Here is a 23,841-nt window from a genome sequence, read left to right on the forward strand (position 1 = left end):
CCTGGACCTCAGACCTCGAACGGCTGGACGACGACGAAGTTCCCCGGCGCGCCGCGGAACTGGAGGCTGTACGACTCCGCCGCGTGGCCCGCGTACGCGGAGCGGCGGATCCGCACCGGCGCGGTGGTGATCACCTGCGAGCCGCGCGACCAGGCCACCAACGCCTGCACGTCCACGTACGTCTCCGGGGTGGGGGTGACCGGCAGCACCACCGGGACGCCGTTGGTCTTCACCACCACCGTGCCGTGGCCGCTGAACTGCAGGGTGAAGAAGCCGCCGTTGGGCAGGCCCTCGCCCTCGATCCGGCGCACCTCGTGCTCCAGGCCGGCCTCGAAGGCCAGCACCCGGTCCGAGCCGACGCAGAAGGAGTCGCCCTCCAGCCGCACCACGTGCAGGTCGCAGGCCTCGTCGGCGAGGAACACCTGGCCCTCGCCGGTGATCCGCATCAGCTTCAGCTGCTGGCCCGTCAGATTGCCGACCAGCTTGCGCAGCATGCCGGAACTCTCGTGCGCGAAGTCGGCCTTGCCCTGGTAGGCGACCATGCTGCCCTGCAGGGCCAGCACGTCGCGGCCCTTCGTCAGGTTCACCCGGACGAGCTTGTCGTTCTGCTTCACCCAGTCCGGGCTCGCCGTGGGCTCGGCGTACTTCGTCAGCTCGGCGTACTTGGTCAGCGAGATCCGCACGCCGGCGGGCTGCGGCGCGCCGTAGGACTGCAGACCGTCGTAGGGCTGGGGCGGCGCGGGAGGCTGCGGCGGTACGGCGGGAGCGGCCGGCGGGAGCGCGGCCCCGGGCGGGACAGGCACGGCGAGCAGGGTGGCGTCCGGGTACGGCTGCGGGGCCGTCGGGGCCGCGGTGGGGACGGGGACGGCGAGCAGGGTGGCGTCCGGGGCCTGCTGCGGCGCGGGGACGAACGGGGGCGCGGGGACGAACGGGGGCGCGGCCGCGGGGGCGGCGGGCTCCGCGGGCTCGTCCTCCAGGGCCTCGCCGCCGAAGTTCTCCAGCAGCGCGCGCAGGCCGCCGTCGAAGCCCTGCCCGACCGCGGCGAACCGCCACTCGCCGCCCCGGCGGTAGACGTCCGCCAGCATCACGGCCCGCTCGGTGGAGAACTCGGCGCCGGTGAAGCTGTAGCGGCCGACCTCGGTGCCGCCGGCCACGATCCGCACATGGCCGGAGGCCACCTGGGACATCTGCCCGTCGCCGTCGATGGTGGCGGTGAGCGCGAGCTTGTGGACGGCCTCCGGGACGGCGGGCAGCGCCACCGCGAAGGACTCCGAGTCGCCGTCCTGCGCGCCCAGCAGCCGGATCGACCGCTCGGGGCTGGCGGGCTGGTTGAAGAAGACGAAGTAGCGGTCGTCGCTGAGCCGTTCGTCGGCGTCCAGGCCGAAGCAGCTGATGTCGAAGCTCAGCCCCGGCGCCGCGATGTGCACCCCGAGGTAGAGCTCGGTGCTCGCGGTCAGCTCACTGATCCGGACGCGGGACGCCTTGGCGAGTTCCCTGGACATGGCGCGGACCGGCCCCCTCCCGTGCGGCTGCTGATCCCCGAGACCATATCCCAGCGGCCCGCCCCGGCAGCAGCCCCGACCACCGCGGTTCTGCGCGGCCGCGTGGGCTCAGTCGCAGTCGCCGTCCTCGCCGCCGGCCGGCCCCCCGTCGCCGGCCGTTGCACCCCCGCCGGTGCCGGGCGGGTGCGGCAGCCGGCCCGCCGCGGCCACGCCCTCCAGGTAGCCGCGGGCCCGCTCGGTGCGCGGGTAGGCCTCCAGCAGCGCCCAGAACCGCGGCCCGTGGTCGGCCACCAGCAGATGGGCCAGCTCGTGCAGCAGCACGTAGTCGACCACGTAGCCGGGCATGCCCTGCAGCCGGTGGGAGAGCCGGACGGTCCGCTCGGCGGGCGTACAGGACCCCCAGCGGGAGTTCTGATTGGTGACCCAGCGGACGGCGCGGGGCACCGCCCGGCCGCCCAGGTACGTCTCGGACAGCTCGCGGGCCCGGGCCTCCAGCGCGTCGTCCCCGAGGGTGCGGCGGCTCTCCTGGCGGGCGAGCCGCTGGAGCATCTGGGACACCCAGCGCTGCTCCTCGGCCTTCGACATCCGGGCCGGGATCAGCACGATCGTCCGGTCGCCCTCCCGGTAGGCGGAGACGGTGCGGCTGCGCCGGGCACTGCGGCGGACCTCGATCGTCGGACTGTCGGCCGCCGAGGGGTCGGCCGCCGGGGGTTCCGTCTGTTGTGCGCGCCCACGCGCAGCGGTCGCCGCGGCACCGTACTCGGAGGCGACCCGGGTACGCCGGCGCGGCGACGGGTCTCGGGTGTCCGGTTCGGCCGCCATGACACCCGACGTTACCCGGCTGCTCCGACAGATCGCCGCCGCCGGGGCCGCGGGACGGGTGCAGGGGTCGCGCACGTCGGGCGAACGAGAGTTGTCCACAGGGTGTACGCACAGATGGTCGGACAATGCGATCGGGCCTGTGGACAACGTGTTTCCCCTGCCGGTCGGGGCTCGGGCATCCTGCCGTCACCTCGGTGGGCGCAGGCCCGTTCCGAGGACCGCACCCGCACCCCCACCTGCCTACTTGCAGGTGGCGTCCGCACCGGAGTGACGCCCATGCGCCCGATGCTCAAGCCCGGACTCGCCCGCCTCCGCCGGGACGAGATGACCCTCCAGTTCGGCACCGTCCGCCGGCACGCCCGGCTGGTCGAGCAGGCCGACGCCGTCGTGGCCGCCTTCCTGGATCTCGTCGACGGCACCCGCGACACCGCCGAACTGCTCGCCGCCGGCGACCGGCTCGGCCTCGACGCCGACTTCTCCCGGGCTCTGCTCGACTCGCTGGCCCACGGCGAGCTGCTGGACGACGCCGGGGCCCTCCAGCGCGCCCTGGAGGGCTTCCCGCAGCCCCAGCGGGAGCTACTGGCGCCGGACGCCGCCGGGCTCTCCCTCGTCCACCCCGAGCCCCGCGAGGCCGCCGAGGTGCTGGCCGCCCGCCGTCGGGCCCGGGTGGAGGTGCGGGGCGCCGGGCGGGTCGGCGCGGCCGTGGCCGCCGTCCTGGCGGCGGGCGGGGTCGGCGGCGTCACGGTGGCCGACGGCGGCCGGGTCGACCCCGGGGACTGCTCACCCGCCGGGCTGCCGCCCACCGACGTCGGACGGCTGCGCAGCACCGCCTCCCGGGAGGCCGTGCTGCGGGCCGCCGGGGCCGCCCCGGCCGACCGCCACCGGGCCGCCCCGGTGGCCGCCGGGCCGCCCGCGCTGGTCGTCCTCGCGCCGCGGGACGGCGCCGGCGCCTGGACGGGCCGCACCGTCGAGGCGCACGAGCTGGCCCGGGCCGGCGTGCCGCACCTGTATGTGGGCGTGCTGGAGCACCTGGGTGTGGTCGGGCCGCTGGTGGTGCCCGGCGCCTCGGCCTGCGGCGGCTGCGCCGCGCTCACCAGGAGCGACGAGGACGAGGGCTGGCCCGGGCTGCTGGCCCAGCTGGAGGGCGCCGGCCCCGGCCGGGCCCGCACGCCCGCCTGCGACAGCGCGCTCGCCACCGCCGTCGCCGGGCTGGCCGCGCTGCACGCGCAGCTCTACCTGGACGGGGTGCTGCCGCCGAGCGTGGACGGGTGGTGCGAGGTGTCCGCCGCGGACGGCATGGTGCGGCGGCTGAGGCTGCCCGCCCATCCGGCCTGCGGCTGCCTGTGGCCGGGCGGCCGCCCGGCGCTGCCGGTCCCGGGTGCGGGTGCCTGCTCCGGGGCCGGACGGGGGCGCGGGTGAGACGGGGCGCGGGTGAACGGCCGCGCCGCGGTCGGCGGGGCCGGTCCGTCCGCAACCTGCCGCACCACAACCCGCCCTGTCGCAACCCGGCGTGCCACCGTCTCCCGGCCGCGGTTCACCGATCGTCCGCCGCTCTCGGCCGCCCCTCGATCGGATGGTGCTCGGTCGTCCGGTGTTGACCGCGGGCCGCCGGGTGCCTCGCCCTGGCGGGTGAACGCCCTCGGCGGGCGGTCGGGCGGCGGGCCTCCAGGGGGCCGACAGGGTGAACCGCACGGCGTGCGCCCCTCCCTCCGGTTGCGCGCCCGAATGCCAGTCCGGATGATTCGCCGGATACGGGGTGGCGAGCGGGCACAATGGCGTGGTGACCACTGCCCGGCGGCAGGCCGTGTCCGGCGCAGCCCGCGCCGGGCCGTCCCCGCGGGCGCGATCCGACTGGGAGGCCCCGGGGTGAGCGATCTTCCGCGCAAGGCCGTGACGCGAACCGCACGGCTGGCGGCGCTGCCGCTCGGCTTCGCCACGCGTGCCACGCTCGGGCTGGGCAAGCGGCTGGGCGGCCGCCCGGCCGAGGAGGTCACCGCCGAACTCCAGCAACGCACCGCCGAGCAGCTCTTCTCGACGCTCGGTCAGCTCAAGGGCGGCGCGATGAAGTTCGGCCAGGCGCTGTCGGTCTTCGAGTCGGCACTGCCCGAGGACGTGGCCGGCCCCTACCGGGCCGCGCTGACGAAGCTTCAGGACTCTGCCCCGGCGATGCCGTCGGCCACCGTGCACCGGGTGATGGCGGAGCAGATCGGCCCGGACTGGCGGGAGCGGTTCCGCAGCTTCGACGACCGGCCGGCCGCCGCCGCGTCCATCGGCCAGGTGCACCGCGCGGTCTGGCACGACGGGCGGGCGGTCGCCGTCAAGGTGCAGTACCCGGGCGCGGGAGACGCCCTGCTCAGTGATCTCGGCCAGCTGGCCCGGCTCGCCCGGGTGCTGGGCCCGCTGATCCCGGGGATGGACATGAAGCCGCTGATCGCCGAGATGCGGGCCCGGGTCGCGGAGGAGCTGGACTACGGCCTGGAGGCGCAGGCCCAGCAGGCGCACGCGGCGGAGTTCGCGGACGACCCGGACATCGCCGTGCCGCAGGTGGTCGACCGGTCCGGGCAGGTGCTGGTCACGGAGTGGATGGACGGCACGCCGCTGGCCCGGGTGATCGCCTCGGGTTCCACGGCCGAGCGGGACCGGGCCGGCCAGTTGCTGGCCCGCTTCCTGTTCGCCGGCCCGACCCGCACCGGTCTGCTGCACGCGGATCCGCATCCGGGCAACTTCCGTCTGCTGGGCGACGGCGGGCCGGTGGAGGAGTGGCGGCTCGGCGTCCTGGACTTCGGCACGGTGGACCGGCTGCCCGGCGGGCTTCCGGATCCGATCGGCGCCTCGCTGCGGCTCGCCCTGGCCGGGGAGGCCGGCGCGGTCTACGACCTGCTCCGCCAGGAGGGCTTCGTCCGGCCCACCATCTCGCTCGACCCGGACGCGGTGCTGGACTACCTGCTGCCGATCATCGAGCCCACCCGGGTGGAGGAGTTCACCTTCACCCGGGACTGGATGCGCGCCCAGGCCGCCCGGATCGCCGATCCCCGCTCGCCCGCCTACAACCTGGGCAAGCAGCTCAACCTGCCGCCGTCATACCTGCTGATCCACCGGGTGACACTGAGCACCATCGGCGTGCTCTGCCAGCTGGGGGCGACGGTCCGGCTGCACGAGGAGCTGACCGCCTGGCTGCCCGGTTTCGCCGAGCAGAAGCTGCCGGAGAGGTCCTAGCACCGACGCGGACGCCGGCTCGGACGCCGACGCGGACGCGGACGCAGATACGGCGAAGGCCGCCCCCTTCCGCAGGGGGGCGGCCTTTCGTTTCGTTCTGCTGCTCTGCCTGGTCACTGAGCGGGCCGCGCCGACCCGGGATCGGGGGTCTCGGGGCGGTGGTGGCGGTCCGTCACATCAGGGCGGTGGCAAGCGCCCTGCGGGCGCGCAGCGAGGCACGCTCGGCCTTCCGCCGGAGGCGGACGGCACGTGCGACGCGCGCGCCGAGGCGTTGGCGCTCCGCCTCGCGGATGCGTTCCTGCATATGGGCTCGGGCCAGGGATTCCTGGAGGAGATGCATGTCGAAGTTCCTGTTCCGGATTCGAAGTTCGGCGTTCTGCTCGAAGCGGGCGGTCTGATCGGCGACGGGGGTCATGTGGTGGTCCTGCTCGTGGTGCGTGCTCGGGAAGGGGCGGTGGGCTCGGGCATCGGCCCTGGCGGCGGCGATGCGTACGGATCGGCGCAGGGCGCTGTCCTGCGGGGGCTGCTCTCCCCGTCGGACTCCTGCGGTTCCGTGACCGGAGGACATGTGGGCGCTGATCACGCCATGACCTCGGTCTTGCGCGGGCGACCACGCGGCCGCTTGCGGGCCACGACCACGCCCTGGACGAAGAGCTCGCCGCCCCAGACGCCCCACGGCTCGCGGCGCTCGAGCGCACCGGCCAGACACGCCTCCTTCACCGGGCAGGTGCCGCAGAGCGACTTGGCGTACTCGACGTCCGCCGGCGTCTCGGCGAAGAAGACCTCCGGGTCGAAGGCCCGGCACGGGATGGTGGCGCCGAGGGCGTCGGCCGCGTCGAGCGAGTTGAGCTGCTGCATCAGGGAAACCTCCGGGGGGTCGGCCTGGTCGGCCTTGGTGAACTTGTCTGTCGGTACGGACGGGAGGGGCGGTGTGATGACCGTGGACACTTCTTCCTCGTCTTTTCTCAGTGGTTCCGGTCCAGCCGGCTGGTGGGGCCGGACCGGAGGCCCCGAAGGACCTGGGTTTGTCTTGACGTACCGGACAAAACAGAAGGGCCGCGGATCCCGGTGGTGACGGGTTCCGCGGCCCTGGAGACCGACCTGAGGCTGACTCAGGTTCGTTCGCTCCAGGGTTCTGGGCCGCGGAAGGCCCACATCCGGATGGCCTCGGCGCCCTTGTGGGCGGCCTGGGCCTGGTTGATCAGCTGCTCGTCCTGCTTCTTGGCGGCTCCGGCACCGGGGTCGCACGCATAGCCGCCATGCATGGCTGCCACTGCTGCTGCCTTCGGTGCCTGGGTCGGTCGCTCGTCGCGCAGCTCGAAGCCGCCGCCGAAGATCGCCCAGTCACGGGACAGACCCGTCTCGCGGGAATCGGCGCCGCCGAGGCCAGTGAAGCCGGAGCCACTGACAACAGAGACATCGGTGCCCTGGAGACCCAGCCCGTTGTCGGCCAGCACGACCACGCCGCGCAGACGCGAGACGTCGGTCGAGGTGCCGCGGGTGCCGAACATCGACGAGGCGCTCGCGGGCATGGCGAAAACGGTCTGGCCAGTCACTTTGGTGATCATCGTCGTGGTTTCCACTGTCTTCGCCTCCTCTCGGCGTCTCGCGGTGCCCAGTCCCCCGGGCCCCGGTGTTCGGATGTTGGTCGGTCCAGCTGGTGGTGCTGCAAAGCTGTGGTGTTCGTGACCGGCAGGCCCTGACGGACCCGGCCGTGCTCGAACGGCACGCGGAAGGTGGCCTTCCACGGCCTTGCGATCTCGTCCCCTTGACCGCTCCGGCAGGCTATTGCGCGCGGCGTACGGGGCGCAAACTATTTTTCCGGCGAGTTCCGGAGTGATCTCCACGAGCGGCTCAGGCCGGCTCGGTCGGCTCCCCCACAAGCCCGTCCGCGGCCTCGTCACCGGCCGCGTCCTCTGGCTCTTCCCCCGCGCACAACGAGAGCACAGCGGCACCGTACTTGTCCAGTTTCATCGCCCCAACCCCGGAGATCCGGGACAGTTCGCGCTCGTCCGCCGGGACGTCCTCGGCGATGGCCATCAGGGTGGCGTCGGTGAACACCACGTACGCCGGTGCACCCTGCTTCTTCGCCTGGGCCGCCCGCCAGGCGCGCAGCCGCTCGTACAGCGCCTCGTCCATCGAGGAGGGGCAGCCCTCGCAGCGGCGCAGCTTGCGCTCGACCGCCTCGGTGAGGGTGCGGCCGCAGACCCGGCAGAGGACCGGGCCGCGCGGAGCCCGGCGGGAGGCCGCGCGGGCCTCGCCGTGCTCGACTCCGCCGCGGCCGCCGCGGGCCCCGGCCCGGGCCGTGCCGGAGCCGGGCCGCAGGCCGTCCAGGAAGCGGGTGGGCCGGCGGCTCGCCCGGCCGCCGGGGGAGCGCGAGAGCGCCCAGGAGAGCACGAGGTGCTGGCGCGCGCGGGTCACGCCGACGTAGAGCAGCCGGCGCTCCTCCTCGATCTGCTCGTCGGTCTTGGCGTAGATGATCGGCAGGGTGCCCTCGCTGAGGCCGACGAGGAAGACGGCGTCCCACTCCAGGCCCTTGGCGGCGTGCAGCGAGGCCAGGGTGACGCCCTCGACGGCGGGGGCGTGCTGGGCGGCGGCGCGGGCGTCGAGCTCGGCCACGTAGGCGGCGAGGTCGGCGCTCTCCCCCGCCCGGCGGCGGCCGGCCTCGAACTCCTCGGCGAGCCGGACGATGGCGGCCAGCGACTCCCAGCGCTCGCGCACCGAGCCGGAGCCGGCCGGCGGGGTCGGGGTGAAGCCGCGGGTGGCGAGCACGGCACGGACCTGGCCGGCCAGGTCGGGCTCGTCCGCGGTCAGCGGGTCGGAGGCGGCCCGGGCGGCGCCCTTGAGCAGCACCCCGGCCTCGCGTACCTCGGGCCGCTCGAAGAACCGCTCGGCGCCCTTCAGCTGGTACGGCAGGCCGAGGTCGGCGAGGGCCTGCTCGTAGACCTCCGACTGGCCGTTGGTGCGGAACAGCACGGCGATCTCGCTGGCCCGCACCCCGCTGTCCAGCAGCTTGCGGATGCGGTGCGCGGTGGACTCCGCCTCGGTCGGCTCGTCCGGGTACTCGGCGTACTCGGGGTCGGGCCCGGCCTCGCGCTGCGAGACCAGCTCCAGCCGGTGCTGGGCGGCCTGGCCGCGGGCCTGGGCGAGCAGCCCGTTGGCGAGGTGCACCACCTGCGGGCTGGAGCGGTAGTCGCGCACCAGCTTGACCACGGTGGCGTCCGGGTGCCGGGTGCGGAAGTGCAGCAGGTACTCGGGAGTGGCGCCGGTGAAGGAGTAGATCGTCTGGCTGGCGTCGCCGACCACGCAGAGGCTGGCCCCGCCGGCCGTCCACTGGTCCAACAGCCTCTGTTGGAGCGGCGAGACGTCCTGGTACTCGTCGACGGTGATGTGCCGGTACTGGGCGCGGACCCGCTCGGCGATCTCCGGCCGGTCCTCCAGGATGGCGGCGGTCAGCAGCAGCACGTCCTCGAAGTCGATCACGCCGCGGTCGCGCTTGGTCTGCTCGTAGGTGGCGTAGACGCGGGCGATCTCGGCCGGGTCGCGCGGGGCGTCGCGGCCGGTCTTGGCGACGGCGGCCGGGTAGTCGTCCGGCACGATCTGGGTGACCTTGCACCATTCGATCTCGCCGGTCAGGTCGCGCAGCTCGGTGCGCTGGACGCGCAGGCCGGTGCGGGCGGCGGCCTCGGCGACCAGCTGCACCTTGCGTTCCAGCAGCCGCGGCACCTCGCCGCCGACCGCGCGCGGCCAGAAGTACTGGAGCTGGCGCAGCGCCGCCGAGTGGAAGGTGCGGGCCTGCACGCCGTCCGCGCCGAGCTGGCGCAGCCGGCCGCGCATCTCGCCCGCGGCACGGGCGGTGAAGGTGACGGCGAGGACCTGCTGCGGCTGGTAGACGCCGCTGCGCACCCCGTAGGCGATCCGGTGGGTGATGGCCCGGGTCTTGCCGGTGCCGGCGCCGGCGAGGACGCAGACGGGGCCGGTGAGGGCGGTGGCGACGGCGCGCTGCTCGGGGTCGAGCCCGGCGAGCACCGCGTCGGCACCGGCGGGGGCGCCGCCGTGGTTGTCGTACGGGCCGGGCATGCCCGAGAGCTCTTCCTGCATGGCTACCATCCTCTCAGCCCGGCGGGCGGTGCGGACCGGACCGCACATCCTGGCAGTCGGCGGTGACAGCGGCCCGGTTCTCCACAGGCCGGCGCCGCACGGCCGGCCTGTGCGGTACGACGATCGGCCCGCCGCCCGGCGTGTGGTGTTCCGCACGCGCCCGGCGTGTGCGGAATGACGGCTGCGCGCCGGGCGTTGGGACCGTCGACCGTACGCCCCCCTCCGAAGGAGCACGCCGCCATGTCCGGCACCGTCACGATGTACAGCACGACCTGGTGCGGCTACTGCAACCGCCTCAAGAGCCAGCTTGAGCGCGAGGGCATCGCCTACTCCGAGATCAACATCGAGCTGGACCCGGCCTCGGCGAGCTTCGTGGAGTCCGTGAACAACGGCAACCAGACCGTGCCGACCGTGCTGGTGGCGCCGAAGAGCGGTGGCGAGCAGGTCGTGATGACCAACCCGAGCCTGCGCCAGGTGCAGGCGGCGCTGGCCGGCTGACGGCCCGTCGCACGCGGCAGGTCTGCTGTGCGCGGTCGGACCCGGCGGAGGTCTCCGCCGGGTCCGACCGCGTTGCAGGCTGTTCCGGGCGGCCCGACCGGCCCTCAGGAGACCCCGGCGGTCACCCGGGCCGATGTGTCGGAGCCGGCCGGGGCCGTCCCGAGTCCGTAGAGCAGTCGGCAGCGGTCGGCGGCGTAGCGGGTCTCGACCACCCGCACGGGGCCCCGGGTGTCGCTGGTGACCCGGGTCTGCACCAGCAGCGGCACCCCGGGGCCGACCTCGAACCAGGCGGCCTCCTCCGGGCCGGGCATCCGGGCCACCAGGCGGTCGGCCGCCGCGGCCTCCCGGCGTCCGATGGCGGCGATCACCGTCTCGTCGCCGCCGGGCACCGGCTCCGGCTCCATCAGCGGCGTCCCGGCGGCCAGGCCGGCGCGGTAGTGGCTCTCCTCGATCGAGTAGGGCTCGCGGTCGGTGAGCCTCAGCTGCCGGCGGACGACCACCGCCTCCCCCGGCAGCATCCCGAGCAGCTCGGCGATGTCGGCCCGGGCACGCACCACCAGCATCTCGAAGTCGCAGGTCAGCCGGCGCCCGACGGCCTCGGCCTCGGCGGCGTAGACCTCGGAGGGGGCGGCCAGGCAGTCCTCCGGGCCGGCGGTCTGCGGCGACGGCCCGAACGCCCGGTGGTCCAGCATCGGCTGCTGCTTCAGGTAGGTGCCCTTGCCCTGGAGGCGGACCAGCCGCCCTTCGTTGACCAGGACGTCGACCGCGAGGCGCACGGTGTTGCGGGCGACGCCGTAGTGGTGCTCCAACTCGGTCTCGACGGGCAGCTGCGCCCCGCCCTGCCACTCACCGGACTCGATCCGGCGGCGCAGGTCGGCCGCGAGGCGCTGGTACTTGGGAGCGGGCACTCCGGCTCGGGGGATCGTCACACCGGTGAATGTAGTCAGCCGGGTTCCTGCATTTCAGGAAAACGGCCCAAGAACGCAGCCTGCGGGTTTGGGGCGGGCGCGAACAGCGCATTCGGGCGCACTCCACCGCAGGTGAGCGCCGGTCCGAACGACATCGGTCGCATTCGCCCCGGGTTTCGGGCAGTGTTCGGCCAGGAATCGCCACCGGCCCGGACCTGATTCGGCGCCGCACCACCGCACGGGCGGCCGGTCGGAGAAAGCCACAGTCGGAGAAAGGGGCGGCCGACGCAAAATAGGGGCGTGCGGACAATGTCCGCACGCCCCTATTTCGGGAATCGTTCCCGCCGGTCCGTCGCTACCAGCGGGCCGCGGCCGGCAGCGGTTCGCCGTACCAGAGCTCGACCAGGTGCCGGGCGATCGAGATCCCGGACGGCGGCAGGATCTCGCCCGCCGCCATGCCCGCGGCCAGTTCCTCGCGGGAGAACCAGCGGGCCTCGGCGAGTTCCTCGCCGTCCACCGTGATGGCGGTGCCGGCTGGGTCGGCCTTGCCCAGGAAGCCCAGCATCAGGCTGGACGGGAAGGGCCAGGGCTGGCTCGCCACGTACTCGACGTCGCGGACCCTGACACCGGCCTCCTCCTGGACCTCGCGGGCGACCGCCTGCTCGATCGACTCGCCGGGCTCGACGAAGCCGGCCAGGGTGGACCAGCGGCCCTCCGGCCAGATCGCCTGGCGGCCGAGCAGGCAGCGGTCCTCCTCGTCGGTGATCAGCATGATCACCGCCGGGTCGGTGCGCGGGTAGTGCTCGGCGGCGCAGGAGGTGCACCGGCGGACGTGCCCGGCGCCGGCCTTCTCGGTGCGGTGGCCGCAGCGCGAGCAGAAGCTGTGCAGCCGGTGCCAGTGCTCCAGGGCGACGGCGTGCACCAGCAGTCCGGCGTCCCGGTCGGACAGCGCGGCGCCGACCTCGCGCAGCCCGGCGGGGCGGGCGTCGCCGTCCAGTCGGCCCGGCAGGCTCTCGCCGGCGATCGCGAAGTAGGAGACGCCGTCCTCGTCGGTGCCGAGGTAGAACCGGTCACCGCTGTCCGGCGCCTCGAAGGAGGGCAGCAGGACGAGCTCGGTGCCCAGCTCGGTGTCGACCACGAAGGCCTCGCCGCCGGCGATCGGCAGCACCTTGGTGGTCGGGTGGCTCCAGGCCGCGGCCAGCCACGGCTCGTCGAACCGGTGGTGCGCGGCCCGGTCCACCCCGGCTCGGGCCAGGGCGAGGTGCCTGGTGTCAGACGCGCTGTTCAACTCGGTCCATCCCCGTTCGAAGTCGCATCTTCCGATTCGTCGTCACCCGGCTCACCGCCAGGTCTCGGCGAGGTCGCCCCACAGGTACGCCGAGGTCTCGACGCCCTTGCGCAGCAGGTCCAGCTCGACCTTCTCGTTGACGGAGTGCCAGCCGTCCGAGGGCACCGAGATGCCCAGGAACAGCACCGGCGCCCCGAGCACGTCCTGCAGGTCGGCGGCCGGCCCGGAGCCGCCCTCCCGGGTGAAGAGGATCTTCTGCTCGAAGGCCCGGCCCATCGCCCGGGTCACCGACTGCAGCGCCGGGTGGTCCAGCGGCGTCAGGCAGGGGCGGGTCGCGCCGGGGAAGACGATCTCGTGCCGGACGCCCTCCGGCACCTGCTCGGCCACCCAGGAACGGATCGCCTCCTGGATCTTCTCCACCTCCTGTCCGGCGACCAGCCGGAAGGACAGCTTGAGGTGCGCCTCGGCGGGCACGATGGTCTTGCCGCCGGGGCCGGTGTAGCCGCCCCAGACGCCGTTGACCTCGGCGGTCGGGCGGGCCCAGATCCGCTCCAGGGTGGAGTAGCCGGCCTCGCCCTGGGTGCCGTACGACTTGGCCACCCGCAGCCACTGCGCCTCGTCGAAGGGCAGCTCGGCGATGAGCGCGCGCTCGCGGTCCGTCAGCTCGACCACGCCGTCGTAGAAGCCGGGCACGGCCACCCTGCGGTCGGCGTCGTGCAGGGCGGCGGCCAGCACGGCGGCGACCTCCGCCGGGTTGGGCACGGCGCCGCCGAAGGAGCCGGAGTGGATGTCGGTGTCCGGGCCGAAGAAGTCGATCTGGCAGTCCGCCAGGCCGCGCATGCCGGTGCAGACGGTCGGCGTGGACTCGGCCCACATGCCGGTGTCCGAGATGATCACCACGTCGGCGGCGAGCCGCTCGGCCTCGCGGCGGACCAGGTCGGCGAAGTGCGGCGAGCCGGACTCCTCCTCACCCTCGATCAGCAGCTTGAGGTTGACCGCCGGGGCGGTGCGGCCGGTGGCGGCGAGGTGGGCGCGCACCCCGAGGGTGTGGAAGAAGACCTGGCCCTTGTCGTCCGCGGCGCCGCGGGCGAACAGCCGCCGGCCGACCACGGTCGGGGTGAACGGCTCGGTCTCCCAGCCGTCCTCCTTCGCCGCGGGCTGCACGTCGTGGTGCCCGTAGACCAGGACGGTCGGCGCGGACGCGTCCCCGGATGGCCACTCGGCGAACACCGCGGGCAGCCCGTCGGTCTCCCACACCTCGGCCACCGGGAAGCCCGTGGTGCGCAGCGCCCCGGCCAGCCACTCGGCCGATCGGCGGACGTCGCCGGCCCGTTCCGGGTCGGCGGAGACGGAGGGGATGCTCAGCCAGTCGGAGAGTTCCCGCAGGAAGGCGGGCTCGTGCTCGTCGATGTAGGAGCGGACGACGCTGTCCGGGGTTTTCGTCATACGGACGACTTTAGTTCGCCCGGACGGGTGTGTGCTCCGCCCGACCGCCGCGGGCGCCCGTAACCTCGGTCACCTCCCGCGCCGGACGGGGCGGGAGGTGACCGGGGCGGGGGCCGTCAGGCCTCGCGGCGGGCGAGCATCAGCCGGGACCGGGTGAACAGCATCGCCAGCAGGACGGCCAGCATCGGCAGTCCGACCAGGGTGATCGCGAGGTCCGTCCACGGGAAGGCGATCACCGCCTCGGCGGGCTTGGTCATCCCGTACGAGGAGTCGTACACGGCGGACGCCTCCATCTTGCGCAGCGCGACCGCCGGGACGACGCCGCAGAGCGTGCCGAGCACCGTGCCCATCGCGGCGATCACACCGCACTGGAAGCCGGACAGCCGGCGCCGGATGCCGCCGGTCGCGCCGACCGCGGCCAGCGTGGACAGGTCCCGCTGCGAGTCGGCGGCGGCCAGGCCGGTCGCGATGCCGGCCGCGCCGAGGGCGACCAGTCCGGCGAACCCGGTCAGGGCGAGGCCGGTCAGGGTCTGCTGCGAGCGGTAGCCGCGCTCGACCGTGACGCTCGCGCCGTCGTCCAGCTTGGCCACCGCGGCCGAGGCCTTCTGCTCGGCGCCGTCCGAGGGCGCCGCGGCCGGGCGCCAGACGCTGCCGGCCGGGCGGGTGCTCAGGCCGAGCTTCTTGGCGGTCTGCGGGCTGACCAGCGCCTGGGCGGCGGCCGTCTCGGGCTTGACGTAGACGGCGTCGACCGTGACGTGGCGCACGGCGGGCTTGCCGGTCGGGGCGGTGTTGAGGACGTCCTCGTTGTTCTGCGTCAGCTCCACGGTCATGTCGAGGGTGATCTTCCCGTCCTTGACGAGCTTGGAGTCGAAGACCACCGCCTTGCCCGCGGCGAGCGCCTGCTCGGCGACCGGGTCGTTCACCCCGAACATGTTGCGCAGCACGGTGGCGTCGCCGGCCGGGACGTAGCCGGCCAGGCTTCCGTAGATCGGGTCCTCGGCGCAGCGCGGGTCCTCGCGGTTGATCCGGCGGATCTCGGCCCCGTCCATGGCGACGGTGTCGACGTCCGGGTCCCGGGTGGGGCAGCGGAGCTCCTTGGGGACGGAGACCTCGACCCAGCCGCAGCCCGTCTGCCGGCAGTTCGTGCCGTACTCGGTGGCCATCGGGTCGGCGCGCGGGCCGAGGTCGGGGACGGCCCGTTCCACGGCGGCCTGGAGTGCCGACAGGTCGTTCGGCCGGAACTGCGGTCCCTGATCCGCCGCCAGCCGGACGGAGCCGGCAGGCAGTTCGGCCCGGTACTGCTGCCGCTGCTCCAGGTCGGAGCTGGCGGTGTAGATGCCGACCGCGACGGAGCCGGCGACCGCGGCCATCACGGCGGCGACCGCGGGGGCGGTGCGGCCGCGGTGGCGCACCGCGTCGCGCAGCGCGAGGCGGGGGCTGAGCGGCAGCTGCCGGCCGAGCCGGCCGAACAGGCCGACCAGCATCGGGGTGCAGGCGATCATGCCGAGTTCGGCGAGCGCCGAGCCGCCGAGCACGCCGAGGGTGCGGCCGGTGTTGCCGGTGAAGCCGCCGAGCAGGGCGAGCGCGGCGCCGCCGGCGACCGTCACCAGGCCGATCACGGCGAGCCGGCGGCTCGGGGGCCTGACCGAGCCGCGGCCGGTGAGTGCCTCGACGACGTCGGTGCGGGCGGCCTGGAAGGCCGGGACGACCGCCGCCAGCAGGCCGGTGACCAGGCCGATCAGGGCGATGCAGAGCAGGTCGAGCGGCTGCAGGTCGAGGTGGCCGAAGCGCTGTCCGGCGGCCTCCTCGGCCCACGGGCGGAGCACCGCGACGAGGACGGTGGCGAAGACCACGCCGACGACGGCGCCGGCCACGCCGAGCACCAGGCCGCCGCCGAGCACCACGGCCCGGATGTGCGAGCGGTCGCCGCCGCCGGCCGCGAGCAGGCCGAGCTGGCGGCGCGAGCGCCGGGCGCCGACCGCGAAGGCGGGGCCGGCGAGCAGGACGATCTCCAGCAGCGCCATGCCGACGACGGTGCCGACGACGACCAGGGCGACCGAGTCGACACCCCCGTAGCCGTGCTGGTCCATGTCGACGTAGTAGGGCACCTGGGCGCGGGGCGGCGGGTCCATGAGCACGGTGCGGGAGGCCAGCCCGAGGCCGTACTTGTTGAGCTCCAGCACCTTCGGCCAGTCGAGGACGGCGCCCTGCGGCAGCCGGACGAGCCATTTCTCGCCGCCGAAGCGGTTCTCGTGGTCGTCGCCGCGGTTGGCGGCGCGCAGCGGGGCGACGAGTTCGCCGGGGCGGCCGACGAGGGCGACGGCACCCAGCTCTCCGGGGTACTCGGCGACCGCGGTGATGAGGAACGGGGTGCCGTCCAGGCCGTGCAGCACGGTGCGGTCGCCGAGGTGCAGCCCGGACTTGTCGAGGAAGGCCCGGGTGGCGGCGATCTCGTGCGCGGAGCCGGGGGCCCGGCCCTCGACGACGTTCAGCTTGCCGCGCCAGAGCGGGTCGGTGAGGTCGGCCTCGGTGGTGTCGACGCCGAGTCGGCCCTCCTTGCTGGTGGCCGAGGCGTGTTCGCTCATGGGCACGGGGACCAGCACGGTGCCGGCCGGCAGCAGCTCCTTGGCGAGCGCCGCGGGTTCCGTCTTCGCGCTGCGGACCTGCTCGGCGGTGGGCTTCTTGCCCTCCTCCGGCGGGGCACCCCAGCCGCCCTCCTCGGTGTTCGGCGGCTGGAGCACGATCGTGCCGCGGCCGTGCGAGGAGAGCAGCCCGTCGGCCGAGCCCATCAGACGGACGGCCTGCTCGCGGGGCTCCAGCTCGCCGCTGCGGTAGACCACGTCCGCGCCGGCCACGCCGAGCACCGGCAGGGCGATCATGGCGAGCACCAGGGCACTGCGGCCCTTGGCCCGCATGGCGTCGCGACGGGCTATCCGCAGGGCGGCCCGCCAGGAACGGAGGCTCACTCGCCGGGCCCCTTCATGCTGTTGGTGGCGGCGGTGACCAGCAGGCTGGCCGCGTCGCGGCTGACGCTCTGGTCGACCAGGCGGCCGTCCCGCAGGAAGACCACCCGGTCCGCCCAGGCGGCGTGCCGGGCCTCGTGGGTGACCATCATGGCGGCGGCGCCGGCGTCGCAGCGGGCGCGCAGGACGGCCAGGACGGCCTCGCCGGTGGTGGAGTCGAGGGCGCCGGTGGGCTCGTCGGCGAGGACGAGGCGGCGGTCGCCGATCAGCGCGCGGGCGATGGCGACGCGCTGCTGCTGGCCGCCGGACATGTCGTCGGGGAAGCGGTCGGCGAGCTCGGGGATGCCGAGCTCCTCCAGGGCGGCGAGCGCCTCGCGGCGGGCGGCGCGGCCGGAGACGCCGTCGAGCTCGCGCGGGAGGGCGATGTTCTCGGCCGCGGTGAGCGCCGGGATCAGGTTGTAGTCCTGGAAGACGTAGCCGACCGAGCGGCGGCGGACCTGGGCCTGCTGCTTGCGGGACAGCTCGCCGAGCACGTTGCCCTCGACCAGGACCCGGCCGGAGGTGGGGCTGTCGAGCCCGCCGGCCAGCGTCAGCAGGGTGGACTTGCCGGAGCCGGAGGGGCCCATTACGGCGACCAGCTCGCCGGGGTGGACGACGAGTTCGACGGCGCGCAGCGCGTGCACCTCGGCGGCGCCGTGGCCGTGCACGCGGCTGACCTGGTCGAGGTGCAGCACGGGCGGCCGCGGTTCGGTGTGGGTGGTGCTCATGCTTCCCCCTGCTGTGGGTGGGTCAGATGCGGGACCGCCGGCGCGGCCGGTCGGTCGGGGCGGCGGTCGGCGCGGACGCCGGGGCGGATGCCGGCGCGGACGCCGGGGCGGACCGGGCGGCGTGCTGGGAGAGCCTGCTCTCGCAGTGGTCGAGCCAGCGGATCTCGGCCTCGGTCTGGAAGATCAGCTGCTCCAGGACGAGCAACCAGGCGAGGTCGCTCTGCTGCTCGCCGGCGGTGAGCGCCTGGCCCTTCAGCCGGGTGTAGTCCTGCAGCGCCTTCATGCTGTGCCGGCGCTGGGCCTGCACCACGGCCTGGACGTCGACACCGGGCACACCGACGGCCATCGCCAGCTTGATCGCGAGCTCGTCGCGGGGCGGATTGGTCCGGGGCACCGGGGTGTCGAACCATTGGCGCAGTTCCGAGCGTCCTGCCTCGGTGACGGCGTAGAAGAGGTGGCCCTCGTCGTCCTCGCCGGCGGACTCCACGAGCCCGTCGCGTTCCAGCCGCCCCAGCGTGGTGTACACCTGGCCGACGTTCAGCGGCCAGGTGGCGCCGGTGCGGGCCTCGAACTCGGAGCGCAGCTGGTAGCCGTACCGGGGGCCCTGGTCGAGGAGGGCGAGGAGACCATGACGGATCGACATACCGAGTATGTATACCCGGTATGCCCCGCGGCCTCAAGCCCCGCCGCCCCGGACCCGGCAGCGGGTACGGTCGGTGATGTGAGCCAGCTGCGCATCGCCACCTTCAACCTGCTCCACGGTCAGCCGCTCGCCGCGGACGGGGCGCCGCTGCCCTACCCGGCCGAGCCTGCCGCACCGCTCGGCGACGCGATCGCCGAGCTCGACGCGGACGTCCTCGCCCTCCAGGAGGTCGACCGCCACCAGGAGCGGTCCGGCCTGGTCGACCAGGCCGCGGTCGCCGCCAAGGCGATGGGAGCCGCGGACTGGCGGTTCGCCGCCGCCCTGCACGGCCGCCCGGCGCCGCTGGCCGGCTGGCTGCACGACCCGGCGATGACCTCGCTGCAGGTCTACGGCCCCGCGGAGGTGGACACCGCCACCGGCCTGCCCTCCTACGGCACCGCCCTGCTGACCCGGCTTCCGGTCCGGCACTGGCGGGCCCGCCGGTTCGCCCCGGCCCCGTTCGGACTGCCGCTGCGGGTGGCCGGCCGGCGCGGCCTGACCCCGGTACCGGACGAGCCGCGGGCCGCGGTGGCCGCCGTGCTCGAAGGCCGGCACGGCCCGTTCACCGTGGTCGCCGCACACCTGTCGTTCGTGCCCGGCTGGAACGTCGCGCAGCTCGCCGCGATCCGCCGCTGGATCGCCGACCTACCGGGGCCGTACCTGGTGCTCGGCGACTTCAACCTGATCGGCGCCGTCCCGCGGACGGTGCTCGGCGGGGCGGCCGCCCTCGACCGCAGCACCGCCCGGGAGCGGATCAGGACGGCCCGGGCCGCCCGCCGCACAAGGCTCACCCAGGACGGCGGTCGCCGCCGCCGGGTCCGCGAGCCCCGCCCCCGCCCGCAGGGCTGGTACGACCTGGCCCGCACGCCCACGTACCCCTCGCACAAGCCCGCCGTGCAGTTCGACCACGTCCTGGCCGTCGGAGTCCCCCGCTCCGCCGTCGGCCCGACCGCCGCCCCGCACACCGCCGTCTCCGACCACCGCCCCCTCATCGTCGAGGTCGACCTGTAGGGGCGACCACTCGCCCCCGAGTGCCGCCCCTCCGCCTAGGAAGTCCGCCCGGTGCCCTTGGCGAGCATGGGGCGGCCGCCCTGGACGGGGAGGTGCGGGCCGACCGGCTCGTACTGGAGGAGCAGCATCGCCGCGTCGTCGCCGAGCTTGTGGCCGACGTGCCGCACCACGTCCTGGTGCAGGTTGCGCAGGACCTCGACCGGGCAGCCGGTGGCGCAGTGCGGCAGCCGGTCGGTGAGCGGGTAGAAGGCGCCGCCGCCGTCCCGGGCCTCGATCACGCCGTCGGTGTAGAGCAGCACCCGGTCGCCGGGCCGCAGCGGCAGCCGCTGCACGGGCGGCCGGACGTCCGCCGGGTCGAGCACGCCGAGCGGCGGGACGGGCTCGGCCGGCTCCAGCAGCGCGACCTCTTCGCCGGTGCGCAGCAGGACGGGCGCGGGGTGCCCGCAGTTGACGACCTCGGCGGTGCCGTCCGAGCGGATGCCGATCAGCACGAGGGTGACGAACTCCTCCTCGATGCCGGGGTGGTCGTTCTCGTGCAGGGCGCGGTCCAGACTGACGGCCAGCCAGCCGGCCACCCGGTCCAGCGAGGCCTCCTGGTGGGCGGCCTCGCGGAAGGCGCCGAGCACGGCGGCGGCGGTCTCCACGGCGGCCAGCCCCTTGCCGCGGACGTCGCCGACGACGGCCCGCACCCCGTGCCGGGTGTTGACCACCTCGTACAGGTCGCCGCCGATCGAGACGTGCGCGTGGGCGGCCGCGTAGTGCACCGCGGCGCGGACGCTGCCGACCCGGTCGGGGACGGGCCGCAGCAGTACCCGGCGGGCGATCTCGGCCACCAGCTGGGCCTCCGCCAGGGCCAGCTCCTGGCGGAGTCTCAGCGTGGCGGAGACCCAGCCGATGCCGGCGACCAGGGCGATCGCGAAGACGGTGGCGCTGTGCACCGACTCGCCGAGGACCTCGTTGTAGGTGGCCATCAGGAAGGCGGCCAGCTCGGTCAGCACCCCGATGAGCAGTGGGTACCAGGTGCGCCGGCTGACCACGGCGGCCAGTGCCGGGACGGCGGTGAGCGCGGGCTCGACCGTCACCTCGGTGTTGCTGAAGAAGTCCAGGGAGACCACCAGCGCCATGCCGATGAACGGCAGCGCCAGTGCGGTTCTCGGCCAGGTGCCCGTCACCGTGCCTGGGTCAGCCCCCGGGGTGGGCCCCGCGAGCCGGTCTCTGATCCATCCGGTCGCGCTCAACGTCGGTCTCTCCAGCAGAAGGTGGCCGGTGCCAGGGGACACCTGCGGTGATGACGGAGGGTCAGGGGGCTGTGGCCCCCCATGCGGCCGGAGTACGGGGTTGACCGGTTACCGACCCCACAATAGGCGCGAAAAGTGCACAGTGCACAGATTTCGCACGATCCCGTGACGGCTTGAATGCTCTGCGTGACTCATTCTTCACTATTCCCGATCAGGAGCCTGGTCAACTCTTTTCGGTCAGGAAGTCCTGCGGGTCTGACGACCCGGCCGCTGCGGACGTACAGGAACGCCGCACTGACCTGCTCGGGCTCGACGCCCATCCGCTCGGCCCAGGCCAGCCGGTAGATGGCGAGCTGCAGCGGGTCCGCGGTCTCCTCCCGGTGGGTCTTCCAGTCGACCACCTCGTAGCGCCACGGGTGCGGTGACCCTGAGCCACCGTCACGCTCCCGGTAGACCGCGTCGATCCGGCCGCGCACCACGCGCCCCGCCAGCAGCAGCTGGAACGGCGCCTCGATCCGGTACGGCGCCCGCCCCGCGTACGGGCTGCGCAGGAAGGCCTCCTTGAGCCGGGCGAGGTCGCGCTCGTCCTCGATGCCGTCGTCGTCGGTGCCGGGCAGCGCGTCCGGCTCCAGGAGCAACAGTTCCTCCGTCTCGAACCGGGACTGCACCCAGCTGTGGAAGCGCGTGCCGCGGCGGGCGGCCGGCTGCGGCGGGCGCGGCATCGGGCGGGCCAGCTCCCGGGCGAAGCCGTCCGGGTCGGCGGCCAGCCGCATCACCTGCGAGGCCGAGAGCGAGGCCGGCAGCGGCACGTCGCGCACGGAGCGCCGGGCCCGCGCCAACTCACCGAGCAGCGCGTCCAGGTCGCGGTCCCAGGAGGCGACCAGCCGGGCGTCCTCGGGGGCCATCTCCTCAGGATCGGCCGGCGGCGCCCCGGCCAGCCGGTGCCGCACCACCTCGGCGACCCGGCGACGGGCCCGCTGAGCGGCGGCGTCAAGCGGCAGCGGCCAGGGCGTGTCCACCGAGCGGTTCAGCGCCGGGTTCTCCGCCTCGGGCAGCGGCTCCTCGGCCCACACCTCGACCTCGCCGTTGCCGGGCCGCGCGCAGTGCTCGGACAGCTCGACCAGGAACTCGGACGGGCCGCGGCGGCGCTTCTGACTCGGCCCCCACCAGTGGCCGGAGGCCAGCAGCAGCTCCCGGGGGCGGGTGAACGCCACGTACCCGAGCCGCAGCTCCTCCACCGCGGAGTGCCGGGCCATCTCCTTCTTGAACAGGCCCATGCCCTTGGCCGTCCACGGCGGGTCGCCGGGCAGGGTGTCGGCGTCGCCGCGCAGCGCGTGCGGCAGCACCCGGCGGGTGCTCGTCCACCGCTCCCGGCCCTGGCCGGACGGGAAGCCGCCCTTCACCAGGCCGGGCACCGCCACCACGTCCCACTCCAGGCCCTTGGACTTGTGCGCGGTCAGCACCTTGACGGTGTCCTCGCCGCCGGGCAGCCCGGCGTCCAGGCCCCGCTCGTACTCCTGCGCCGCCCGCAGGAAGGCCAGGAAGGCGGAGAGCCCCGGATCGCCGTCCAGGTCGGCGAAGCCCGCCGCGATGTCGAGGAAGCCGTGCAGCGTCTCCCGGCGGCGGGCGGCCAGCGCGTGCGGCGAGGCCGACAGCTCGACCTCCAGGCCGGTCACCGCCAGCACCCGGTGCAGCACGTCCATCAGCGGCTCGGCCAGCGCCCGCCGCAGCTCGCGGACCTCCCGCGCCAGCCGGGCGAAGCGCACCCGGGCGTCCGCCGAGAACGGCAGCTCGTCGGGCTGCTCCGCCTCCAGGAAGGTCTCCAGGGCGTCGGCCAGCGACACCACCTCGGTCGGGTCGGTGCCCGCGACCGCCGCCGCCAGCGCGTCGCCCTGCATCCGCTCGGTGCGCACCAGGTCGGCGGCCCGGCGGCCCAGCAGCGCGAGGTCGCGCGGGCCGATCCGCCAGCGCGGGCCGATCAGCAGCCGCACCAGCGCGGCGTTCGCCGTCGGGTCCTGCAGCACCTCGCAGACCGCCACCAGGTCCGCCACCTCCGGCAGTTGCAGCAGGCCGCCGAGGCCCACCACCTCCACCGGCACCTCGCGGGCCACCAGCGCCGCGTGCACGTCGGGGAAGGCCGCGCCGGCGCGGCAGAGCACCGCGATCCGGCCCGGCGCCGTCCCGGTGCGCACCAGGTGTGCGATCCGGTCGGCCAGCCAGTCGATCTCCTCGGCGTGGGTCGGCAGCAGTGCGCAGCGCACGAAGCCGTCCGCCTCCGCTCCCGGGGCCGGACGCAGCGCCTCCACGCCCTCGTGCATGGCCCGCAGGTCGGCCGCCAGGTGGTTGGCGAAGGCCAGCAGGCGGCCGCCGCTGCGCCGGTTCTCGCTCAGCGCGTAGCGCGCCGACGGGGTGCCGTCCTCCCGGGGGAAGTGCGCAGGGAAGTCGTCCAGGTTGGCCACCGAGGCGCCGCGCCAGCCGTAGATCGCCTGGCAGGGGTCGCCGACCGCGGTCACCGGGTGGCCGCTGTCGCCGCCGTCCGCGCCGAACAGGCCGGCCAGCATCAGCCGCTGCGCCACCGAGGTGTCCTGGTACTCGTCGAGCAGCACCACCTGGAACTGCTCGCGCAGCAGCCGGCCCACCTCGGGGCGTTCCTGAGCCAGCCGGGCCGAGGCGGCTATCTGGTCGCCGAAGTCCATCAGGCCGCCGGCCTGCTTGCGCCGCCGGTACTCCTCCACCAGGTGCAGCAGCTCCTGGCGGGCCCGGGCGGCCTTCGGGACGGCCCGCAGGTCGTCGTTGGTCAGCTTCGCCGTCGCCAGGCCGTCCAGCAGCGCCTCGTCCCAGCGGCGCAGCCGCTCGGGCTCCACGAGGTGCTCGGCGAGTTCGGAGTCCAGCCCGATCAGGTCGGCGACGAGGGTGGAGAAGGTGCCGGTCAGCGCCGGGAACGGGCCGCGGGCCGACCGCAGCACCTTCGCCGCCAGCTGGAAGCGGGTGGCGTCGGCGAGCAGCCGGACGTCCGGCTCTATGCCCAGGCGCAGGCCGTGCTCCTTCAGCAGCCGGCCGGCGAAGGCGTGGTACGTGGAGATTTCCGGCTCGCCGAGGGACTCGGTGTCGTCGGGGTCGAGGACGCGGGCGCGGAGGAGGGCGGTGCGGACGCGCTCCGCGAGCTCGCCCGCCGCCTTGTTGGTGAAGGTCAGACCGAGGACCTGCTCCGGCGCCACCGCCCCCGAGCCGACCAGCCACACCACCCGGGCCGCCATCACCGTCGTCTTGCCGGAGCCGGCGCCGGCCACGATCACGGCGGGCTCCAGCGGGGCACCGATGGCCTGCATCTGCTCGGCATTGAACGGAATGCCGAGCAGCTCCTTCAACTGTTCGGGGTCATCGAGCACGGAACGCACC

General features: G+C 74.6%; 17 protein-coding genes and 1 pseudogene. 4 read left to right on the plus strand and 14 right to left on the minus strand.

Going from position 1 to position 23,841, the window contains the following annotated elements; all coding sequences use genetic code 11:
- Positions 1-8: 8 nt before the first annotated feature.
- Positions 9-1,502 (minus strand): TerD family protein, encoded by a 1,494-nt coding sequence (locus AB0P35_RS11480; RefSeq protein WP_363509519.1) that lies wholly within the window; start codon positions 1,500-1,502, stop codon positions 9-11.
- Between the two features lie 108 nt (positions 1,503-1,610).
- Positions 1,611-2,324 (minus strand): M48 family metallopeptidase, encoded by a 714-nt coding sequence (locus AB0P35_RS11485; RefSeq protein WP_095873262.1) that lies wholly within the window; start codon positions 2,322-2,324, stop codon positions 1,611-1,613.
- Between the two features lie 276 nt (positions 2,325-2,600).
- On the opposite strand from AB0P35_RS11485, the gene AB0P35_RS11490 reads away from it, so the two are divergent.
- Positions 2,601-3,743 carry a ThiF family adenylyltransferase gene (locus AB0P35_RS11490; protein ID WP_363509521.1) on the plus strand — a complete coding sequence of 381 codons (1,143 nt, stop codon included), beginning with the start codon at positions 2,601-2,603 and terminating at the stop codon, positions 3,741-3,743.
- A gap of 447 nt (positions 3,744-4,190) precedes the next feature.
- Positions 4,191-5,540 (plus strand): AarF/ABC1/UbiB kinase family protein, encoded by a 1,350-nt coding sequence (locus AB0P35_RS11495; protein WP_363509523.1) that lies wholly within the window; start codon positions 4,191-4,193, stop codon positions 5,538-5,540.
- A 172-nt stretch (positions 5,541-5,712) separates the two neighbouring features.
- Here the strand turns inward: AB0P35_RS11495 and AB0P35_RS11500 are convergent.
- From AB0P35_RS11500 to AB0P35_RS11515, 4 genes and pseudogenes are all read right to left on the minus strand, one after another.
- Positions 5,713-5,898, minus strand: a pseudogene (locus tag AB0P35_RS11500) (hypothetical protein); the annotation flags it as partial.
- A 221-nt stretch (positions 5,899-6,119) separates the two neighbouring features.
- Positions 6,120-6,476: a WhiB family transcriptional regulator gene (locus AB0P35_RS11505; protein WP_306454427.1), complete on the minus strand. Its 357-nt coding sequence runs from the start codon at positions 6,474-6,476 to the stop codon at positions 6,120-6,122.
- Positions 6,477-6,652: 176 nt separating this feature from the next.
- Positions 6,653-7,123 (minus strand): hypothetical protein, encoded by a 471-nt coding sequence (locus AB0P35_RS11510; protein ID WP_363509525.1) that lies wholly within the window; start codon positions 7,121-7,123, stop codon positions 6,653-6,655.
- A gap of 271 nt (positions 7,124-7,394) precedes the next feature.
- The gene (locus AB0P35_RS11515; protein WP_363509617.1) at positions 7,395-9,620 is read right to left on the minus strand and encodes an ATP-dependent DNA helicase UvrD2; all 2,226 of its coding nucleotides are present in this window, start codon (positions 9,618-9,620) and stop codon (positions 7,395-7,397) included.
- Positions 9,621-9,881: 261 nt separating this feature from the next.
- On the opposite strand from AB0P35_RS11515, the gene AB0P35_RS11520 reads away from it, so the two are divergent.
- Positions 9,882-10,139, plus strand: coding sequence for a mycoredoxin (locus AB0P35_RS11520; protein ID WP_095873266.1), 258 nt, complete (start codon positions 9,882-9,884; stop codon positions 10,137-10,139).
- 104 nt (positions 10,140-10,243) lie between these two features.
- On the opposite strand, the gene AB0P35_RS11525 is transcribed toward AB0P35_RS11520, so the two are convergent.
- From AB0P35_RS11525 to AB0P35_RS11550, 6 genes are all read right to left on the minus strand, one after another.
- Complete coding sequence (locus tag AB0P35_RS11525) at positions 10,244-11,068, minus strand: GntR family transcriptional regulator (RefSeq protein ID WP_363509527.1); 825 nt, start codon at positions 11,066-11,068, stop codon at positions 10,244-10,246.
- A 334-nt stretch (positions 11,069-11,402) separates the two neighbouring features.
- Positions 11,403-12,335 (minus strand): NAD(+) diphosphatase, encoded by a 933-nt coding sequence (gene nudC, locus AB0P35_RS11530; RefSeq protein WP_095873268.1) that lies wholly within the window; start codon positions 12,333-12,335, stop codon positions 11,403-11,405.
- Between the two features lie 51 nt (positions 12,336-12,386).
- A complete protein-coding gene (locus tag AB0P35_RS11535) occupies positions 12,387-13,781 on the minus strand; it encodes a dipeptidase (protein ID WP_363509530.1) in 1,395 nt (464 codons plus the stop codon).
- 116 nt (positions 13,782-13,897) lie between these two features.
- Positions 13,898-16,747: an FtsX-like permease family protein gene (locus AB0P35_RS11540; RefSeq protein ID WP_363509532.1), complete on the minus strand. Its 2,850-nt coding sequence runs from the start codon at positions 16,745-16,747 to the stop codon at positions 13,898-13,900.
- On the minus strand, positions 16,744-17,511 hold the full coding sequence (locus tag AB0P35_RS11545; protein ID WP_095873271.1) for an ABC transporter ATP-binding protein: 768 nt from the start codon (positions 17,509-17,511) through the stop codon (positions 16,744-16,746). Before AB0P35_RS11545 ends, AB0P35_RS11540 begins: the two co-directional genes overlap by 4 nt.
- A 22-nt stretch (positions 17,512-17,533) precedes the next feature.
- Positions 17,534-18,154 carry a PadR family transcriptional regulator gene (locus AB0P35_RS11550; protein WP_363509534.1) on the minus strand — a complete coding sequence of 207 codons (621 nt, stop codon included), beginning with the start codon at positions 18,152-18,154 and terminating at the stop codon, positions 17,534-17,536.
- Positions 18,155-18,232: 78 nt separating this feature from the next.
- Between AB0P35_RS11550 and AB0P35_RS11555 the strand changes: the two genes are divergently transcribed.
- Positions 18,233-19,204 (plus strand): endonuclease/exonuclease/phosphatase family protein, encoded by a 972-nt coding sequence (locus AB0P35_RS11555; protein WP_095873273.1) that lies wholly within the window; start codon positions 18,233-18,235, stop codon positions 19,202-19,204.
- Between the two features lie 35 nt (positions 19,205-19,239).
- Here AB0P35_RS11555 and AB0P35_RS11560 read toward each other — a convergent pair whose 3' ends face one another.
- A complete protein-coding gene (locus AB0P35_RS11560) occupies positions 19,240-20,376 on the minus strand; it encodes a PP2C family protein-serine/threonine phosphatase (protein WP_363509536.1) in 1,137 nt (378 codons plus the stop codon).
- 257 nt (positions 20,377-20,633) lie between these two features.
- Positions 20,634-23,840, minus strand: coding sequence for an ATP-dependent DNA helicase (locus AB0P35_RS11565; protein WP_363509538.1), 3,207 nt, complete (start codon positions 23,838-23,840; stop codon positions 20,634-20,636).
- Position 23,841 lies beyond the last annotated feature (1 nt).

Source organism: Kitasatospora sp. NPDC085879, from assembly GCF_040686255.1.
In the GTDB taxonomy this organism is placed as follows: domain Bacteria; phylum Actinomycetota; class Actinomycetes; order Streptomycetales; family Streptomycetaceae; genus Kitasatospora.

Coding starts and splice junctions, on each gene's coding strand:
- AB0P35_RS11480 (WP_363509519.1), bottom strand. CDS start 1,502: ATGTCCAGGGAACTCGCCAAGGCGTCCCGCGTCCGGATCAGTGAGCTG.
- AB0P35_RS11520 (WP_095873266.1), top strand. CDS start 9,882: ATGTCCGGCACCGTCACGATGTACAGCACGACCTGGTGCGGCTACTGC.
- AB0P35_RS11515 (WP_363509617.1), bottom strand. CDS start 9,620: ATGCCCGGCCCGTACGACAACCACGGCGGCGCCCCCGCCGGTGCCGAC.
- AB0P35_RS11545 (WP_095873271.1), bottom strand. CDS start 17,511: ATGAGCACCACCCACACCGAACCGCGGCCGCCCGTGCTGCACCTCGAC.
- AB0P35_RS11535 (WP_363509530.1), bottom strand. CDS start 13,781: ATGACGAAAACCCCGGACAGCGTCGTCCGCTCCTACATCGACGAGCAC.
- AB0P35_RS11550 (WP_363509534.1), bottom strand. CDS start 18,154: ATGTCGATCCGTCATGGTCTCCTCGCCCTCCTCGACCAGGGCCCCCGG.
- AB0P35_RS11485 (WP_095873262.1), bottom strand. CDS start 2,324: ATGGCGGCCGAACCGGACACCCGAGACCCGTCGCCGCGCCGGCGTACC.
- AB0P35_RS11490 (WP_363509521.1), top strand. CDS start 2,601: ATGCGCCCGATGCTCAAGCCCGGACTCGCCCGCCTCCGCCGGGACGAG.